Genomic DNA, 18,812 nt, shown 5'->3' with positions numbered 1-18,812 from the left:
CAAACGATTTATGCCACCATAGGCAATATTGATAATCTATTCTACAGTAACAAATCTTTCTGTATTGCGAAGAAGATCCTCTACATGGTGACGAACGCGAATACTTTCCGTAGACCAGCCATGCCCCGTCATCGACCGTCCTGCGCCCGGGAACCGTCGATCACGGCTAGCGATGACGGCGGCGACAGGCTCCGGGCTGCGCGACCGCCATGCGCATCCCTTATCGTCGGCGTTGCGCCTGCTGCTGTCGAAGCACCGCCTCGATCCAGCCGTCGAGTTTGGCGGTGAGAAGCTGGGCTTCCGCCAAAGCCGGATAGGCTTCGGGGAAGCGCAGCGCGAGCCAGCGCCAGGCGACGAGGCGCTTGTGACGCTTCTCGGCACGTTCGAGTTCGTCGCGCGTCGCGCGTTCCGGCGGCGGCAGACGCGAACCGCCGGGCACGGGGACGCCCCTCCCCGCCGCGTGTTCACCGGCCCAGACGGCGAGACGCTGGATGCCGTTGTCGCGCTCGTCCACCGGACAAAGCGCATAGGTCCAGCGCTGGATCAGATCGAGACCCTCGATGCCTTCCAGCGCCGTGGCGACGGCAAAGGCCTGGCTCATGTCCGACAGGCGATAGTTCGGATCGTCGCGCCGCAGAACCGCGCGTCGGATACGGGCCAGCACGCCGAACAAACTATCCGTGCCGATCTCGCCGGCGACGGCGCGGACGATATCCGCGTCGGGCTGCACCAGGGGGCGCAGTTCGGCGATCTCCGTGGGAGGCGCGTTGAGCATGGCGCGGACGAAAGACGGGCTGCCGGCCCCCTGGAGCACGGCGACGATGCCGGCCTCGTGCTTGCCGAAGCGCCCCGCGCGCCCGCCGATCTGTTTGACTTCCTGCGGCAGCAGGTCGCGGCTCTGGGTGCCGTCGAACTTGCGCAGGGCGCCGAACACGACGCGTCTGATGTCCAGGTTGAGACCCATGCCGATCGCATCGGTGGCGATCAGGATATCGGCCTCGCCGCCGTTGAAGCGCGCAGCTTCGGCGCGTCGCACCTCGGGGCTGAGCGCGCCATAGACCACGGCGACGCGACGGCCTTTCGCTTGCAGCGCGGCACGAAAATCGAGCACGTCGCGCCGCGAGAAGGCGATCAGCGCATCGCCCTTGCCGAGTTCGTGCAGCGGCACGGCCTCCTTGGCGGCATGAAGCGGGCCTTTGCGTTCCAGCGTGATCTCATCGAGCGGATCGCCGCAGAGTTCGGCGATGCGACGGACCATCGGAACGCATTCCGGCGAGCCGAGCACGAACAGATCGCGCGCGGGCGCGCCCATGATCGCTGCGGTCCAGGCCGCACCGCGATCGGGGTCGTGCAGCATCTGCGCTTCATCGACCAAAGCGACATCGACCGGATTGTGCAGGGGGCACATCTCGACCGTTGCGGCGAGATGTCTGGCGCCGGGAATGGTGATGCGTTCCTCGCCCGTTGCCAGGGAAGCCGGTACGCCGCGTGCTTCCAGCGCTTCACGGAACTCGTGCGCCAGCAGGCGCAGCGGGGCGAGCGCGAGACCGCTGCCGGCACCGCTGAGCCGTTCTAGAGCGGTGTGCGACTTGCCGCTGTTGGTGGGGCCGGTGACGAGGGTGATGCGACGCTTCAGCGCGCGCGCCGTGGAGAAATGGGCGGCGTAGCGATCGAGCGCCGCGACGCGGGCGATGGCGGCGTTGGCGGCCTTGCCGCCGGACAGCACGAACGGCTTGGCCGGGGCTGTAGCACCGCCTTCCTGTTCGCGCCAGAGCGCGACGCGCGGTTGCAGCGCCGCGATCTCGGCGGGGTCGAACTCCCAGATCTCGCCGCCCGGGGCGTTGCGCTTGGGAATCCGGCGCGCGACCGGAATGCGATCCGCCGCGACCCAGCGCAACGCTTCCTTGACCGAGCAGCCGAGCAGCATCGGCACTTCGCGGAACGCGACCAGGGAGTTTTCCCAATCGCGCAGGCGACGCACTTCCTCGCGCCGTTTGCGACGCGCCGTGGTTTCGGCGGCGTGACGCTCCTCGCGGCGGCGAGCCTCGTCGGCGAGCGCGATCTCCACGAAGCGTCCGCGCGGCGACAGGCCGAAGGCGCGGGCGACGGACAGGGTGAGCGCTTCGTGCTGCGGGGCGGAAAGAACGCGGCCACCGCTGTCGAACAGATCGGCCAGCAGCGCGTCGAGGGCCTCCTCCGCCGTGGCGCCGAAGGCGCGCAGGCGATCCTGCACCACGCTGTCGAGAGCGGTGTCGAGCGCGTCGTCGGCGGGCTCGGGGTCGTGCACCGTATCGGTGGCGGCGACGATGTCCTCGCGCCGGACCCAGATGGAGCCTGCGCGCTGCGTGCGATCGATGAGGCGCGCGGTCCAGCCCTTGCGGCGGACCTCGCAGAGGGCAGCGGCAACGGACTCGGCGTCGGCCGGCAGGCGCCTGGCGATGAGGCGCGCGAGGCGGTCCATTTCCGCTTGTTCGACATGGAGGCCGGAGGCCTGGATCGCGGCTTCGGCCGGAGACTGGGTCATGGGCGGGAGTGTAGCAGAAAGGCGGACGCGACACACTCGCCAGGAGCTGGCGCTAGTTATTACCCGTCCAATTTGAAAGTATAATAGCCTCCACGATGCTCCGAAACGTAGTGATCTACATGATAACCATTGACAGTTGCCATGACCATCAATATAGGCGTTGAGAAAATTACAAAGATCAGAAAAAAACAGAAGGAAAATATTACGATTGAAACCTCAAGCGGTTGGGATTTTGTATTATTCCTTATTGCCGCGATAACAAAAGCGATAGCTATAAAAACAAATGATAATATAGATACAGATTTAACGGTTAGCTCGTTGATTTCTACATTATTATTTATTCCGTTTAATAGACGCAATTCTGGAACTACACTAAATATTATATAATATAAGCAAGCAATTGATAGAATTGTAAAGAATCCAAAGGTTATTAACGGTTTGTTTCTTGGTGTCTTTGCTATAACCGCTTTCCTTATGTTCATCATTTCAATAACTCATGTAGGCCATCGGAGATGTATGCATCTCCATGTAGCTCTTATTTGCTTTTTGGGCAAATTTTATGAAACTCTCTACCACTGCTGACTTTTCTATACTCTTCGCTAAATTCACAGCCTTTTCAACCAACTTATATCTATCGACCTCTCTAGCAACGACGATTCCGGCACCAAACGTCACCGCCGCTACGATGCAAAAACTGAAGACGACTGGCGCCCCAAGAAGTGTCGCGATGACACCAACCGCTACTCCAGCATATGTCGCCGCGACAGATTGAAGAATATCGCTGACGATCGTTATCCCTAGACGGGTCATATCTGGTTTATCCTGCAGACACTCGTGTACGATGTCCCAGGCAACGAAACATATGATTGCGACCTTTGTCGCTTTTCCAGCTTCCTCCAGCATTTCTTTGTGGCCAATCACAAAGTCGGCCGCGTGGACGATTGGATTTTCCCTCAGATAGCGGGTTCCGGGCAGCTTCTCACGCAAGCCCGCGTAGCCCTTAAATATGACAACTTCTGCACCCGCCTTGTTTTTGGTCAGATACGCATCGCCCATGATGCCAAGCAGCATCACCTGTTTGATAGCCGTCCGGCCGTCGAGAATGGCATCCTTCCAACCGAACATGTCGACGTAGGTATGATCCTTGAGCCATTCGTTGCCGCGATCAATCGGTGCGAATGGATTGACTGGAATGATTGGATCGACATGAGGACGACCGAAAGGAGAAACAGCGGGCGGAGGCGCGAACGAGCGGTTCCACGCTGCGTCCCAGCCGGGCTGGGAGACGCTGCACGTCGTCGGCCTGTCTTCCTGCATCAATGCGAAAAACTGCTTTGGGGTCATCGCAAGGATATCTACGTCCCCAACGGGTACATTACTCATCGGTCCATCCTCACGTTGCTAGAGGCAAGTTTGTCCCGCGCAGGTCCGATTGGACACGACTGAACAAGCCGGCACCCGGGAAAGACCTCCGTTTCGATGGTCAATCTCCGACGTGGTTCCCAGGGGGTCAAGTCTCCGGCCGGCCGGTCCTTACTGACAGGTCAGACATTCCCCGCAAGTCGTCGTCCTGGTCTCCGAAAGTCTGCGTTCAAAGCAAACTAAATCAACAGGAGTGAAGGGCAGAGCCCTGCGATCCTTACTGGCAGGCCAGACATTCTTCATAGTTCGTGGTGCTGGTCGCCGCCGGCTTCGCCGGACCATCGGCGCTGATCGGCTTGGTCAGCATGTCGCTGACGGTGTCGGCGCGCTGGATGGAGAGCGAACGGCAGTAGTACAGGCTCTTCATGCCGCGCTTCCAGGCCAGCATGTGGATCTGGTGCAGGTCGCGCTTGTGGATGTCGGCCGGCAGGAAAAGGTTCACCGATTGGCTCTGGCAGACGAACGGGGTGCGGTCGGCGGCGTGTTCGATCACCCAGCGCTGATCCAGTTCGAAGGCGGTCTTGTAGACGTCCTTTTCCTGGTCGGTCAGGAAGTCGAGATGCTGCACCGAGCCCTTGGTGAGGGTGATGGAGCTCCAGACCTCGTCGGTGTCCTGACCCTTCTCGGCCAGCAGCTTCTGCAGATGCCGGTTGCGGACGGTGAACGAGCCGGACAGCGTCTTCTGCAGGAACACGTTGGCGGCGATCGGCTCGATACCCGGGCTGGTGGCGCCGGTGATGATCGAGATCGACGCGGTGGGGGCGATCGCCAGCTTGTGGCTGAAGCGCTCCATCACGCCGTATTCGGCGGCATCCGGGCACGGGCCCTTCTCTTCGGCCAGCATGCGCGAGGCGGCATCGGCCTGGGCGCGGATCTGCGCGAACATGCGCCGGTTCCAGACCTTGGCGATGACGCTTTCGAACGGGACGTTCTGCGACTGCAGGAAGGAATGGAACCCCATCACACCCAGGCCGACCGAGCGCTCGCGGGCGGCGGCGTATTTGGCGCGGGCCATCTCGTCCGGGGCGCGGTCGATGAAGTCCTGCAGTACGTTGTCGAGGAAGCGCATCACGTCTTCCACGAACAGCGGGTGATCCTTCCATTCGAACCAGGTCTCGAGGTTCAGAGAGGACAGGCAGCACACGGCGGTGCGCTGCTCGCCATGCTGGTCGATGCCGGTCGGCAGGGTGATCTCGGCGCAGAGGTTGGAGGTCTTCACCTCCAGCCCGGCAAGCTTGTGGTGCTCGGGACGCGCGTTGTTCACATGGTCGGAATAGATGATGTATGGCTCGCCCTGCTCCATGCGGGCGGTGAGCAGACGGATCCACAGGCCGCGCGCGGACACCTTGCGGATATGCGAGCCGTCCTTCGGGCTCAGCAGCGCCCAATCCTCGTCGGCTTCCACGGCACGCATGAAGGCGTCGGAGATCAGCACGCCGTGATGGAGGTTCAGCGCCTTGCGGTTCGGGTCGCCACCGGTGGGGCGGCGGATCTCGATGAACTCCTCCACCTCGGGGTGCCAGATCGGCAGGTAGACGGCGGCCGAGCCGCGTCGCAGCGAACCCTGGCTGATGGCCAGCGTCAGGCTGTCCATCACGCGGATGAAGGGGATGACGCCGGAGGTCTTGCCGTTGCGGCCGACATTCTCGCCGATGGAGCGCAGATTGCCCCAATAGGAGCCGATGCCGCCGCCCTTGGAGGCGAGCCAGACGTTCTCGTTCCACAGGCCGACGATGCCGTCGAGGCTGTCGGAGGCTTCGTTCAGGAAGCAGGAGATCGGCAGGCCGCGCGTGGTGCCGCCGTTGGACAGCACGGGGGTGGCCGGCATGAACCAGTGCTTGGAGATGTAGTCGTAGAGGCGCTGTGCATGCGCCGCGTCGTCGCCGTAATAGGAGGCCACGCGGGCGAACAGGTCCTGATAGCTTTCGCCGGGCAGGAGGTAGCGGTTGTCGAGCGTGGCGCGGCCGAAATCGGTCAGCAGCGCATCGCGCGAACGGTCGACGCGCACCGGATGGTGGCCTTCGAGCTGCACCACGTCGATCATCGTGCCCTGCCCGTCCAGCTCCTGTCCGCGGCTGGACGGCGCGGAGCCGGAGGACGAGGTGTCGGTCTCCAGGAGATCGGACTCCACGGCGTCGTTCAGCGTCATGCGATGCTCCCTCGAATGGATCGAAAACCGGCCGGCCTGGAATGGCGCGCGAACCGGATGAACAACGCCATGTGGCGTCCGTTGCAAGGAGATTACGCTATATATGGGGTCCGTTTTAAGGTCTTGACCCCAGATTATGTTGGGGTGTGGCAGAGGCGCCGCGACCCGTCCCAGTGCCGGGAGGCTTTCCGGTCAAGCCGCTAGCTGCCGCTTTCCCCGGTATTCACAGCCAACGATTTTCCGTGAGCGAAGCCCGGGCGACGTCGCGAATCGCGTCAGGCGACCTGGAGCATCCGGGGCGCCGAGTCGACCGGCAGGCGGCGAGGGTCGTCCGCGTCGATGTCGGCAGCGCCGACGGGACCGGCGGATGCAGGGCCATCGTACAGCTCCACCCGGTTCCGGCCACGACGCTTTGCCAGATAAAGCGCGCGGTCGGCGCGGGCGAGCTGGCGATCGAGTGCCTCGCCCGCCAGCGGCGAGGCGATACCAACACTTACCGTCGTGGCGAGCGATCCGAACGACCGCAATGCGGCGAAGGCGACCCTGACGCGATCGGCCGCCTCCATGGCCGAGACGGCGTCGCGGGCGGCGTCATGCCGCACCGGGAGAAAGGCCACGAACTCCTCGCCACCGATCCGGCCCAGCAACAGATCCGGGCCCAGAACCCGCTCCGCCAGAACGGCGAAGGCGACAATCGCTTCGTCGCCGACGGCATGGCCATGCTGATCGTTGATGCGCTTGAAATGGTCGATGTCGAACAGGAGAACCGTGCCGGGGCCCACGCGATCGATCTCGAACAGAAGTCCACGGCGGTTCAGCAGGCCGGACAACTCGTCGCGCCGCCCGCGCGCCGCCTCAGCTTCCAGAGACACCCTGTTCAGGAGAATGGTGCAGAGTGCCGGCCACAACATCATGTAGGCCAGCGTATTGATCTGGGTCAGCATGACCCAAAGCGGAGAATGTGCGAACGGAGCGTGCCGGATCGCGAGCACGACGCGCGCGCCGCTGGCCAGCGCATGAAGCGACCCCATCAGGATCAGCAAGGATTGCGGCAGGCCGCGTCGCTTCGTACACAGCAGGTCGATCACCGGGCGCGCGATCAGCAGTGCCGACACGGCGCAGAAGAAGGCGACCCGGAGATCCCGCTCGATTCTGAACCAGGGCGACAACCAGCAGGCGAGCCAGATCAATGGCGCCACCAGCACCAAACGCCGATCCACCTGCCGGCCGACCAGCGCTGCCACGGACAGCCACAGCAGCGTCATCGCGGCCAGGATCAACATATTGCCGACGATCAATGCGGCGTATGTCGGCAGCCATGCCTTGAACAGCAGCAGAGGCAGGCCGACGCCGAATGCGAGGGTCGCCTCGTTCAACGACCGGACGGACCGGTCCTGCAGGTCCCTGCGCAGGAGCCAGCACGGCACCACGTTAAGGGTGCAGATCAAGGACACGAGAATCTTCGGTTCGATCACGGCGATCAGATCGGACGACATGGCCACCGGCGTCGATTGGGGTAACAGGAGCCGTTATTTTATCATCAAATCTCTGCGAGCGGAATAATTGAATCGGAGAAAGGAACTTTTCCTCCGCTTGGTTAACACTTTGCAAACCAACGATATTTGCATCCCCGCCTTGCCGCCGAACGGGGAGGCGAAGCGCCACGAACCCCCGCGGAAGCCACGCGCCATTACCCTCGGTTCGCGCGCGCGGATCGCGCTTTCAAAGGTGGTTTCTGGGCGGCGTGGTCCGAACTCCGACCAACAGACCAGCCGCATCTGACAGATAGGGAACGAACAAACTCCTGACCTGCGCGAAGCCCCACTCCAGGTGCCGGGGCGCGATCTGCTTCACACCGCGATGGGTGACCAGGAACGCGATCCAGTAACTGGCCACGATCCAGAGATTGTCGAGCAGACGGTCGCGCTCTTCCGGTACGATCCGCAGCATTCCGGCGTCCGACAGCGTCTGGATCATCGCCTTCACCAGGCTTTGCAGCCGAATGGACAATCGGCGCAGTCGTGCCGTCAACGCCGGCGCGATCGCCTGCAGCCCGACCGTGTCGCGAAACAGAAAGCGATAGGACCAGGTCAGTTCGAACCAGCCGCGCAGTCGCCGGTCCTGGTCGAATACGCCATCCGGGTCCCGGTCCGAGAGCAGGTCCTGCGCAGCGCGCTCGAAGCGCTCGAACACTGCCAGGACCAGAAGCTCCTTGGTGCGGAAATGATAATAGAGGTTGCCTTCGTTGATGCCGACCGCCTCGGCGATCGCCTTCGTGGTGGTGCGTTCGGCGCCGTGCTCGTTGAACAGGGCACAGGCCGTGTCGACGATCCGCGCGCGGGTCTGGCCGCGCGGCGATCCGGAAACGGGCTTGCTCATCTAAGGTGGACACCTTAAGTACTTTCTAAGGTAGACACCTTAGAGGATGGCGACCGCCATGACCATCTCGACGCGCCGCCTGCGGACCGACCTTCGAAGCGCCGCCGGACGCACCATCGGTTTCGGCCGCGTCGTGCGGGCCACCATGAGCAATCCGCTGGACGGCCTGCCGCCGGAGATCTTTACCGAGGATCTGGTGCAACGCCGCCTCCTGCGTCGCCCCGTGGTGTATCTCACGGGGCCGTCCCTGGTGCAGGAGGCGCTGGTCGCCCATGCCGCCGATCTGGACAAGGGCGAGACCGTGCGTCGTCCGCTCGGTCCTGCGCTGGGCAACGGATTGCTGACGGCGGAGGGCGACGATTGGCGCTGGCAGCGACGCACCATCGCGCCTGTGTTCCGGGCCGCCACCCTGCCCCGCTTCACCCCGGCCATGGTGGCGGCCGCCGAGCGCTCCGCCGGGCGCCTGGCGGAAGCGGGCGCGCGGGGACCGGTAGATATCGGCGCGGAGACCATGCATGCGACCTTCGACATCATCGTCGACACCATGCTGTCCGGCGGCGAGGGCTTCGACGTCCAGGCCACGGCGGAGGGGATGGAGCGCTATCTGCACCACACGCGCTGGGCCAATCTGGCCAACATCCTCGGCGTTCCGTCCTGGGCGCCGTTGCCGGGACAGCGCGCCGGCATCGCCGTGGCCGCGACCCTGCGCGACCAGCTCGGCGCCCGTGTGGCGCAGCGCCGGCGCGAAGGCGAGCGGCGGGACGATCTGTTGTCGCTGCTGATGGAGGCGGCCGACCCGGAAACAGGGCGCGGGCTCGACGACACCGAGATCGTGGACAATCTGCTGACCTTCGTCGCCGCCGGGCACGAGACCACCGCCCTGTCGCTGGCCTGGACGCTTGACCTGCTGGCGCGCCATCCGGAGATCGTGCGCCAGCTTCAACGCGAAGCCGACGCCGCCGAACCCGGCGACGTGGCCGCCCTGCCCCTGGCGATGCGCGTGGTGCAGGAAGGGCTGCGCCTTTACCCTGCGGCGCCGATGTTCGCGCGCCGGGTCGCCAGACCGTTCGAACTGGGCGGCGTCGCGCTGGAGCGGGACACGCTGCTGATGGTGCCCGTGTTCGCGATCCATCGCCGTGCGCCGTGGTGGACTGCCCCGCACGTGTTCGACCCGGATCGGTTCCTGCCCGACGCCGTGGCCGCGCGGCCGCGCCTGAGCTTCATGCCGTTCGGCGCGGGGCCCCGGGCCTGCATCGGATCGGCCTTCGCCCTGCACGAGGCGGTGATCGTCCTGTCGACTCTGGTGCGGCGGCTCGATCTGCAGAGCGTGGACCCGGTGCCGCCACGGTCCCGCATGGCCATCACCTTGCGGCCGACCGCGCCGATCCGGCTGCGCGTGTCGCCGCGGCGGCCGGACGTCGCGGCCGCTTCGGCCTGAGAGCGCCGACCGCGCCGGTATTGCGGGAAAGCGGACAGCCGGCGGAACGATCGTTACGCCGATGCGCTGTCGAAACCATGAGCGCGCGGCATTCGGAGCAACAGATCGACCGGAACCAGAAGCGGTGGCGCGGCCGGCCGGTCAGCCCGCGATCTCGTGAAGAGGCCACCGCGCGCCGACAGGCCGCACGGCATGGTTTCCGGGCGGGGAATCCTGTAGACGCGACCTTGGCCTTCGATCGCTGGCCGAACACCGGCCGGAGCGCGTTCTTCGCCCGACAGGATGCCCGATAGATGGACGACCACACCCCAGACGACGCGTCGGCCACCGGCATTCCCGCCCAGGGGACCATGGACCAGGCCGGCCAGGACCCGCTGGGCAATCCCGGCCTGCATCACTGGCGTCAGGCCGAGATCACCGATTCCACACTCGACAATCGCGGCAACATCTTCTTCGCCGCCGTCGAGATGACGCGCATGCCGATGATCCTGGCCGATCCGAAGTTGCCGGATTGCCCGATCGTGTTCGCCAACAATGCCTTCCTGGACCTCACCGGCTACGAGGAAGCGGAGGTGATCCGGCGCAATTGCCGCTTTCTGCAAGGCGCCGGCACCGATCCGGGCGCAGTGAAGCAGCTGCGCGACGCGATCGCCGAATGCCGCCCGATCGCTCTGGAGATCCTGAACTACCGCCGCGACGGCACGCCGTTCTGGAACGCCATCTTCATGGGTCCGGTGTTCAGCAAGAGCGGCGAGCTGATCTATTTCTTCGCTAGCCAGCTCGACGTGACCAAGCGTCGCGACAGCGAGCAATCCTTGCGTCAGGCGCAGAAGATGGAGGCGATCGGCCAGCTCACCGCCGGCCTCGCCCATGATTTCAACAACCTGTTGCAGGTGCTGGACGGCAGCCTGGAGCGGATGCAGGCCAAGCGGCACGACGACGCGGCGTTCGAGCGGCATCACAGCGCCGCGATGATGGCCTCCGAGCGCGGCGCAAAGCTGACCCGCCAGCTGCTGGCCTTCGCCCGGCGCACCCGTCTGGAGCCGAAGGGCGTCGATCTGAGCGAGCTGATCCTGTCTTTCGCCGAACTGTTGGAGACCTCCGCCGGCAACAAGGTCGATCTGCACCTGAATCTGCAGCGCCGCCTGCCCAGGATCCGCATCGATCCCAACCATCTGGAGATGTCGCTGCTGAACGTTGTGGTGAACGCGCGCGACGCCTCGCCCGGCGGCGGCAACATCGTGGTCACGACACGCACCATCCGCACCGACGGGCCGGTCGGCGCGCATGGGCTGGAACCGGGCGAGTACGTGCAGCTCTGCGTGACCGACGAGGGCGCCGGCATGCCGCCGCACATCGTCGCCCGGGCCACCGAGCCGTTCTTCACCACCAAGGGCGTGGGCCAGGGCACCGGGCTGGGTCTCGCGATGGTGCACGGCTTCGTGCAGCAATCGGGCGGACATCTGGAGATCGAAAGCGCGCCGGGCCAGGGCACCACGATCCGCATGTCCTTTCCGCGCATGCAGGCGGAGCAGGAGCGGGCCGAGCCGTCGGACCGTCGCGGCTATCAGGCCAGACCGCTCTCGCAGAGCACGCCGGTGCCGCTGATCCTGGTCGTCGACGACAGCCGCGAGATCGCCGAAATGGCGCGCGAGACGCTGATGGATATCGGCTATCGCGTCAGCATGGCGCACAGCGCGGAGGAAGCGCTGGAACTGTTCGAGGATGCGGGGCAAAGAAACGACCCGTTCAGCCTCGTCTTCTCCGACGTGCTGATGCCCGGTGGCGCCAACGGCCTCGTGCTGGCCGAGCAGATCCGCGAGCGTGCGCCGCAGATCCCGGTGATCCTGACCACCGGATACAATGACGAGATGTCGATCGATGGGCCGCAGCGCGTGGCGCAGGAGGTGCTCGGCAAGCCCTACAAGCGCAGCGAGCTGATCGACCGCATCCAGGCCGCCCTGCGCGGCACTGCGCGGTCCGGCCCCGGCCGGCGCAATTCCGATTTCGGCCACGCGCGCGAGTAGTACTCGCACCGCCGGGCCGGATCGACGCGCGCTTCAAACCGGGAGCGGCCGGGAATCCGCGATCGATTCCATGGTGATGTAGGAGGTCACGCTGTCGAGCTCGATCCGCTCGATCAGCCGCTGATAGACGCGGTCGAACGCGTCCATGTTCTCCGCCACGACCTTGATCAGATAATCGTAATTGCCGGCGATCCGGTAGAAATCGATCACGTTCGGGATGGCGCAGACCACGCGCCGGAATTCCTGCAGCCATTCGCGGTTGTGGTGCCGGGTGCGGATCATCACGAACACGGTGAGACCGAGACCGAGCCGGACGGCGTCGAGCCGGATTCCGTCGCCGGTGATCAGTCCCGACTGGCGCAGCGCATTCAGGCGGCGCCAGCAGGCATTCTGCGACAAGCCGATCCGTTCGGCGAGTTCGCGCTGAGACAAGGTGGCGCATTCCTGCAGGGCACGCAGGATTTGCCGATCAATATGGTCGATCTGAGGTTTCATGGTGGTCATATGACCACAAATCGGACCCTTCCGTGCAAAAATAGGGGAAAACCTCTCGCGGAACCCGTGTCATCGTTCCGTCATCAGTTCGGGAGGATGACCATGGACGGCAGTGAGCCGCGGATCGCCGATTTCGTCGAAGCCCTGAACGTGGCCGATCCGATCGCCGCACTGCGGGCAGGCTATATCGGCGACGGCATCGCCCTGCCCGGTCCGCTCGGCCCGAAGCCGCTGCTCTATGCCGACCATGTGGCGTCGGGCCGCGCCCTGCGTCAGATCGAGAGCTTCGTCGCCGAGCAGGTCCTGCCCGTCTACGCCAACAGCCACACCGAAGCGTCGTTCTGCGGACGCGCCATGACCCGTCTGCGTCGCGAGGCGCGCCAGTTCATCGCCGACCAGTGCGGCGCCGATGCCCGTTTCGCCACCATCTTCGCCGGTGCGGGCGCCACGGCGGGGTTGAACCGCCTCGTCTCCCTTCTGGGCGTGTCCGACGATGCCGCCGCCAGCCGGCCGCCTCTGGTGCTGATCGGCCCCTACGAGCACCATTCCAACATCCTGCCCTGGCGCGAAAGCGGCGCGGAGCTGGTGGAGATTCCCGAAGGCACGCAAGGCGGACCGGATCTCGCCGTGCTGGAACAGGTGCTGCGCGAGCGCGCACCCGGTCGCTTCACGGTCGGGTCGTTTTCCGCCGCTTCCAACGTCACCGGCATTCTGACCGATGTCGATGCCGTCACGGAGATCCTGAAGCGTCACGGCGCTCTGGCGGTGTGGGACTACGCCTGCGGCGCGCCGTACCTGTCCATCGCCATGCGTGCCGGCACGCCGTTCGAGAAGGATGCGGTGGTGCTGTCCGGACACAAATTCCTGGGCGGCCCGGGCGCGTCCGGTATTCTGATCGTGCGCCGGGATGCGGTGCGCCGCACCACGCCGAGCCATGCCGGTGGTGGCACCGTGCGCTTCGTGTCGCCCTGGGGACATGATTTCGCCAGCGATCTGGCCGCGCGCGAGGAAGCCGGCACGCCCAACGTGGTGGGCGACATCCGCACCGCGCTCTGTTTCGCGGTGAAGGCGGCGGTCGGCCAGGACCATCTGGATCGGCGCCACGAGGCGCTGCTGGCGCGTGCGCTGGATCGCTGGTCGGCGCATCCGGACATCGTTCTGCTGGGCAATCCGGACGCAGCCCGGCGCCTGCCGATCTTCGCCTTCCGCATCCGCGACCGGAAACGCGGCGGCTTCATCCATGCCCAGCTCGTCACCCGTCTGCTGTCCGATCTGTATGGCATCCAGGCCCGCGGCGGCTGCGCCTGCGCCGGCCCGTATGCGCATCGCCTGCTCGATATCGATGCGGAACGCTCGGCCGAGCTACGGGCGGCGATCCTGTCCGGCGACGAGATGCAGAAGCCGGGCTGGACGCGCCTGAATCTGTCCGCCTTGCTGACCGACGAGAAGGTGGAGCGCATCCTGAGCGCGGTGGAATCGCTGGCGCGCGATGCCGAGCCCTGGCTGGAACGCTACCGCGCCGATCCGGCCACGGCACGGTTCCGGTTCGAGTTCGAGCTGGTGCCCAACGACGAAATGATCCCGGCGTAACGGCGATGCACCCCGTTCAGCTTCTGCTCGATATTGGGTCCGGCAGTCTGGTCGGCTTCGTTCTCGGTCTCGCCGGCGGCGGCGGCTCGATCCTGGCCGTGCCGCTGATGATCTATGCGGTCGGGGTGCCGAGTCCGCATGTGGCCGTCGGCACCAGCGCGGTCGCCGTGGCGGTGAACGCCGCGGCGGGATTGTTCGGCCATGCGAAACGCGGCCTCGTCGATTGGCGCAGCGGCGGGTTGTTCGCGGCCGGCGGCGTTCTGGGTGCGCTGATCGGCGCGCAGGCCGGCAAGCTGATCGACGGCAAGCGTTTGATGATCCTGTTCGCCCTGCTCATGCTGGTGGTGGCGGCATCCATGCTGCTGCGTCGTCGCGGAGAGACCGCCGGGGCGACCCAGCCCATCTCCGGAGGCGTCGCCTCGCGGCTTCTGGGAGTCGGTGCCGGAACCGGACTGTTGTCGGGTATCTTCGGCATCGGCGGCGGATTTCTGATCGTGCCGGGGCTGATGAGCACGGCGCATCTGCCGGCGCAGCGCGCCTGCGCCACCTCGCTGGTCGCGGTGGCCGCGTTCGGGCTGACCACGGCGGCGAGCTATGCCTGGTCCGGCATGGTGGCGTGGTGGCTGGCAGTTCTGTTCGTGGGCGGCGGCACGGCAGGCATGATGCTGGGCACGCGCGCAGCCGGCCGGCTCGCATCCGGCCAGCGTCTGGTGCCGACGCTCGCGGTGATGATCTGCTGCGTGGGTGTGTTCATTCTGTATCGCAGCCTGAGCGGAACTCTATAGCGTTTCGCCTCGCTGCTGCCGCCTGCGATTATCGCGGCGGAGACGGGTGACGTTCCAACGGCACGACCGTGATCGGCATAAGCGCGGCTACTGCGCACGGATCGTTTTCTGGACCTGTCGGCCATGTCGGGTTGTTCGACGGATGAATGACGTTCTTCTCGCCGTTCCGCCATCGATGGCTCGTCCCGGAACCGATATTGGAAACGTCTTCCTCCCATATGCAGAAATGAATACTGTTCCGGAGTTCGGTCTCGCATACGAATTCTGCAAAGCTCGCGTCGAGACAATGATTCCGGCGATTTGCCGATTAATTTCCCGATAGGCCGGAGTATCGTTTCTTCGATTCTTCTCCGTCGTATCAACGGGCTTCCGATTTTCTCCTGCCGAAAGCCCGAAGAAACCAACCCTGATCTGCGTTTTTCGATGGAACCTCTGGTTTCTTGACGCGTGCCACCTGTTCGGCGACGCCTGAAGTGCTGCTCGCGCTTTTCGTATCAAACGAAGGAATGAAACCGATGCCGACAATTGCTGACCAGATGGTCGAGACCCTCCACGCGGCGGGCGTTCGCCGGGTTTGGGGCATTGTCGGCGACAGCCTGAACGGATTCACCGATGCGATCCGCCGTCGCGGCGAACTGCAATGGCTGCACGTGCGTCACGAAGAATCCGCTGCCTTCGCCGCGGCCGGCGAAGCGGAAGCGACCGGCGAACTCGCCGTCTGCGCTGGCAGCTGCGGACCGGGCAATCTGCATCTGATCAACGGTCTGTTCGACGCACAGCGTTCGCGGGTGCCGGTGGTGGCGATCGCGGCGCATATCCCGTCCGCCGAAATCGGCTCCGGCTACTTCCAGGAAACCCACCCGGAAGAGCTGTTCCGCGAGTGTTCCGGCTACTGCGAACTGGTGTCGAGCGTCGCGCAGATGCCGCGCGTCCTGGACACGGCGATCCGTCGCGCGGTGGCGGATCGGTGCGTGGCCGTGGTCGTGATCCCCGGCGACATCATGCTGAAGAGCATTCCCGAGATTGTGCCGGCGCGTCGTGCGGCGTTGCTGCCGCCGGCGCCGCGCATTGTGCCGCCACTGCCGGTGGTGCAGCAACTCGCCGCGCTGCTGAACGAAGGCAAGCGCGTCACGCTTCTGTGCGGTGGCGGCGTGGCCGGTGCGCATGATGCGGTGGTGAAGCTGGCGGAAACGTTGCAGGCGCCGATCGTGCACGCGCTGCGCGGCAAGCAGCATATCGAACACGACAATCCCTACGATGTCGGCATGACCGGCCTGATCGGCTTCTCGTCCGGCTATCACGCCATGGGCTCGTGCGACGTGCTGCTGATGCTGGGCACGGATTTTCCGTACCGCCAGTTCTATCCGGAAGGCGCACGGATCGCGCAGGTCGATACGCGGGCGCAGAATCTGGGGCGCCGCGCACCGATCGAACTCGGCGTTCTGGGCGATGTCGGCGAAACGCTGGAGCTTCTGCTGCCGCTTCTGCAGAAGAAGACCGACAACGCCCATCTTGCCGCCGCGACCAAGCATTATGCCGAAGCGCGCGCGGGGCTGGACAAGCTGGCGACCGGCAAGCCGGGCGGCCGTCTGCATCCGCAGCACGTGATGCGTGTGCTGAGCGAGCGCGCCAATGCCGACGCCGCCTTCACCGCCGATGTGGGGCTGCCGACGGTATGGAGCGCGCGCTATCTCACCATGACCGGCCAGCGCAGCCTGATCGGATCGTTCTGGCACGGCTCCATGGCCAATGCGATGCCGCAGGCGATCGGCGTGCAGGCCGCCTGCCCCGGTCGTCAGGTGATCTCCTTGTCCGGCGATGGCGGCTTCACCATGCTGATGGGCGACATGCTGTCGTTGAAGCAGCTCGACCTTCCGGTGAAGGTGGTGATCTTCAACAACAGTGCTCTGGGCTTCATCGAACTGGAACAGAAATCCTCCGGCTTCGTGGATTTCGGCACCGGCTTCGAGAACCCGAATTTCGCCGCGATGGCGGAAGCGACCGGCATCAAGGGCATCCGCATCGACGATCCGGCCAAACTGGAAGCCGGGATCGCCGAAGCCTTCGCCCATCCGGGCCCGGTGGTGATCGACGCCGTAGTGGAGCGCATGGAAATGGCGATGCCGCCCAAGGTGACGGGCGAGATGGCCAAAGGCTTCACGCTCTACATGATCAAGGCGGTGCTGAACGGGCGCGGGGACGAAGTGGTCGAGCTGGCGAAGGCGAACCTGCTGCGCTGAGGTCCGCCTTCCCACGACAGAGGGTGGTGACACAGGCCCGAACGGGGCGTTTGATGCCCGAAAGGCCGGCACCACCCGGATCGCCGGCGACCTTGATCGGGGAAACGCCGGCATGAGCCATCTGATGAACACGCGTACGTCGTTGGTCGCGGATGCGATCGAGGGCGAACTCCGGGCGGCCGGTGGGCGGCTCGTTCGTCTGGACGGTTTCCCCGATATCCGCGTCGTTCTGAGACGCGACCGCGATCCGGACAAGGTGGCGATCGTGTCCGGCGGCGGGGCCGGGCACGAACCTGCCCATGCCGGCTTCGTCGGGCGCGGCATGCTGACCGCCGCCGTGGCAGGCGACGTGTTCGCCTCGCCGAGCACGGAAGCGGTGCTGTCCGCGATCATGGCGGTGGGCGGTCCGGCGGGCGTTCTCCTGGTGGTGAAGAACTATACCGGCGACCGGCTGAATTTCGGGCTTGCCGCGGAACGGGCCCGGGCGGCGGGCATCCGTGTGGAAACGGTGATCGTCGGCGACGACATCGCCCTGCCCGATCTGGCGCAGCCGCGCGGCATCGCCGGCACCTTGTTCGTCCACAAGATCGCGGGCGCGTTGGCCGAGGCGGGCGAAAGTCTCGAACGCGTGACGGCGGCGGCGCGTGCGGTAGCTGAAGAAACGCGGTCGATCGGCATGGCGCTGTCCACCTGCACCGTGCCCGGCCAGGACAACGAAAGCCGTTTGGCGCCGGGCGAAGCGGAGCTGGGGCTTGGCATTCATGGCGAGCCAGGTGCGGAGCGCGGCGCGGTGGCATCGGCAGCGGATACGGTGGTGACCATGCTCGGCCGTCTGGGTGCGGCGGGAGGCGACGGGCCTCTGGCGCTGCTGGTGAACAATCTGGGTGGTCTGCCGCCGCTAGAGCTGGCCGTGGCCACCGACTGCGCGTTGCGGACGCTGGGCGGACGCGCCGGCCTGCTGATCGGCCCGGCGCCGATGATGACCTCGCTCGACATGAAGGGGTTCTCCTTGTCCGTTCTGCCGCTGGACGAGGAACGGCGCGCGGCACTGCTCGCACCGACCGAGGCGCGCGGCTGGCCTTCGGCGACGGCACCGGCAGCGCCGGACACCATCCCGCTGCCGGTCCTGCCGGGTGCCGGCGAGATGGGCGCGTCGAGCGGCCCGCAAACCGGCGCCGACGCACGCGACACGCTGGCGCGCGTCTTCGCGGCGCTGATCGCGCAGGAGGACGCCTTGAACCGGCTGGATGCGCGCGTGGGCGACGGCGATACGGGCTCGACCGTAGCGCGCGCCGCGACGCTCCTTGCGGCCGAACTGGACCGTCTGGTGCAGCCGCATTGGGGCGAAACCCTGCTGGCGATCGGCCAGACCGCCGGCAAGGCGATGGGCGGGTCGAGCGGCGTGGTGGCGTCGATCTTCCTGTCCGCCGCCGGAGGGGCGCTGGGCAACGGCGCGGACTGGGCGAAAGCGCTGGCAACCGGGCTGGAACGTGTGTCGTTCCATGGCGGCGCAGCCGAAGGGGACCGGACGGCTCTGGACGCGCTGGCGCCGGCGATTCGCGCGCTGGACGGGGGCGGATCGATCGCGGACGCGGCGCGTGCGTCACAGGACGGCGCGGAGCGGACGGCGGAGATCGTGCAGACCAAATCCGGCCGGTCGAGCTATCTCCGTGCCGAGGATCTGCGCGGGGTCGCCGATCCGGGTGCCGTGGCCGTGGCGGCGATCTTCGCCAGCCTGGCGCAATCCCGGCCCGGCTGACACG

13 protein-coding genes are annotated in these 18,812 nt (G+C 65.5%); 7 read left to right on the top strand and 6 right to left on the bottom strand.

From position 1 onward, the window contains the following. Nucleotides 1–220: 220 nt before the first annotated feature. On the bottom strand, nt 221–2,524 hold the full coding sequence (locus ACZ5BM_RS13905) for a helicase-related protein (protein ID WP_498908703.1): 2,304 nt from the start codon (nt 2,522–2,524) through the stop codon (nt 221–223). A 141-nt stretch (nt 2,525–2,665) separates the two neighbouring features. Here ACZ5BM_RS13905 and ACZ5BM_RS13900 point away from each other — a divergent pair, with 141 nt between their 5' ends. Continuing rightward, complete coding sequence (locus ACZ5BM_RS13900) at nt 2,666–2,911, top strand: hypothetical protein (RefSeq protein ID WP_498908702.1); 246 nt, start codon at nt 2,666–2,668, stop codon at nt 2,909–2,911. Nucleotides 2,912–3,010: 99 nt separating this feature from the next. On the opposite strand, the gene ACZ5BM_RS13895 is transcribed toward ACZ5BM_RS13900, so the two are convergent. The 4 genes from ACZ5BM_RS13895 to ACZ5BM_RS13880 all read right to left on the bottom strand — a co-directional run bounded on the left by ACZ5BM_RS13895 (nt 3,011) and on the right by ACZ5BM_RS13880 (nt 8,474). Beyond that, nucleotides 3,011–3,907: a hypothetical protein gene (locus ACZ5BM_RS13895; protein ID WP_498908701.1), complete on the bottom strand. Its 897-nt coding sequence runs from the start codon at nt 3,905–3,907 to the stop codon at nt 3,011–3,013. A 256-nt stretch (nt 3,908–4,163) separates the two neighbouring features. Then, a complete protein-coding gene (locus ACZ5BM_RS13890) occupies nt 4,164–6,095 on the bottom strand; it encodes a ribonucleoside-diphosphate reductase subunit alpha (protein ID WP_498908700.1) in 1,932 nt (643 codons plus the stop codon). 275 nt (nt 6,096–6,370) lie between these two features. Next, complete coding sequence (locus ACZ5BM_RS13885) at nt 6,371–7,591, bottom strand: GGDEF domain-containing protein (protein ID WP_498908699.1); 1,221 nt, start codon at nt 7,589–7,591, stop codon at nt 6,371–6,373. Between the two features lie 226 nt (nt 7,592–7,817). Next, on the bottom strand, nt 7,818–8,474 hold the full coding sequence (locus ACZ5BM_RS13880) for a TetR/AcrR family transcriptional regulator (RefSeq protein WP_498908698.1): 657 nt from the start codon (nt 8,472–8,474) through the stop codon (nt 7,818–7,820). Nucleotides 8,475–8,532: 58 nt separating this feature from the next. Here ACZ5BM_RS13880 and ACZ5BM_RS13875 point away from each other — a divergent pair, with 58 nt between their 5' ends. Further along, nucleotides 8,533–9,912, top strand: coding sequence for a cytochrome P450 family protein (locus ACZ5BM_RS13875; protein WP_498908697.1), 1,380 nt, complete (start codon nt 8,533–8,535; stop codon nt 9,910–9,912). A gap of 293 nt (nt 9,913–10,205) precedes the next feature. After that, nucleotides 10,206–11,939, top strand: a complete 1,734-nt coding sequence (locus ACZ5BM_RS13870) for a hybrid sensor histidine kinase/response regulator (RefSeq protein ID WP_498908696.1) — start codon at nt 10,206–10,208, stop codon at nt 11,937–11,939. A gap of 33 nt (nt 11,940–11,972) precedes the next feature. Here the strand turns inward: ACZ5BM_RS13870 and ACZ5BM_RS13865 are convergent, their stop codons facing one another. Beyond that, entirely contained in the window at nt 11,973–12,434 is a 462-nt protein-coding gene (locus ACZ5BM_RS13865) for an Lrp/AsnC family transcriptional regulator (protein WP_498911642.1), read from the bottom strand. Nucleotides 12,435–12,536: 102 nt separating this feature from the next. On the opposite strand from ACZ5BM_RS13865, the gene ACZ5BM_RS13860 reads away from it, so the two are divergent. The 4 genes from ACZ5BM_RS13860 (at nt 12,537) to ACZ5BM_RS13845 (ending at nt 18,808) form a co-directional block, all read left to right on the top strand. After that, nucleotides 12,537–14,024, top strand: coding sequence for an aminotransferase class V-fold PLP-dependent enzyme (locus tag ACZ5BM_RS13860; protein WP_498908695.1), 1,488 nt, complete (start codon nt 12,537–12,539; stop codon nt 14,022–14,024). A gap of 5 nt (nt 14,025–14,029) precedes the next feature. Continuing rightward, complete coding sequence (locus ACZ5BM_RS13855) at nt 14,030–14,809, top strand: sulfite exporter TauE/SafE family protein (protein WP_498908694.1); 780 nt, start codon at nt 14,030–14,032, stop codon at nt 14,807–14,809. 515 nt (nt 14,810–15,324) lie between these two features. After that, on the top strand, nt 15,325–17,049 hold the full coding sequence (gene poxB / locus ACZ5BM_RS13850; RefSeq protein WP_498908693.1) for a ubiquinone-dependent pyruvate dehydrogenase: 1,725 nt from the start codon (nt 15,325–15,327) through the stop codon (nt 17,047–17,049). 112 nt (nt 17,050–17,161) lie between these two features. Beyond that, nucleotides 17,162–18,808: a dihydroxyacetone kinase family protein gene (locus ACZ5BM_RS13845; protein ID WP_498908692.1), complete on the top strand. Its 1,647-nt coding sequence runs from the start codon at nt 17,162–17,164 to the stop codon at nt 18,806–18,808. The last annotated feature ends 4 nt before the right edge of the window (nt 18,809–18,812 follow it).

This window comes from Lichenicola sp. GTC18331, assembly GCF_055386855.1.
The sequence above is the reverse complement of the archived record's forward strand: the minus strand, read 5'-3'. Positions and strand labels throughout refer to the sequence as shown.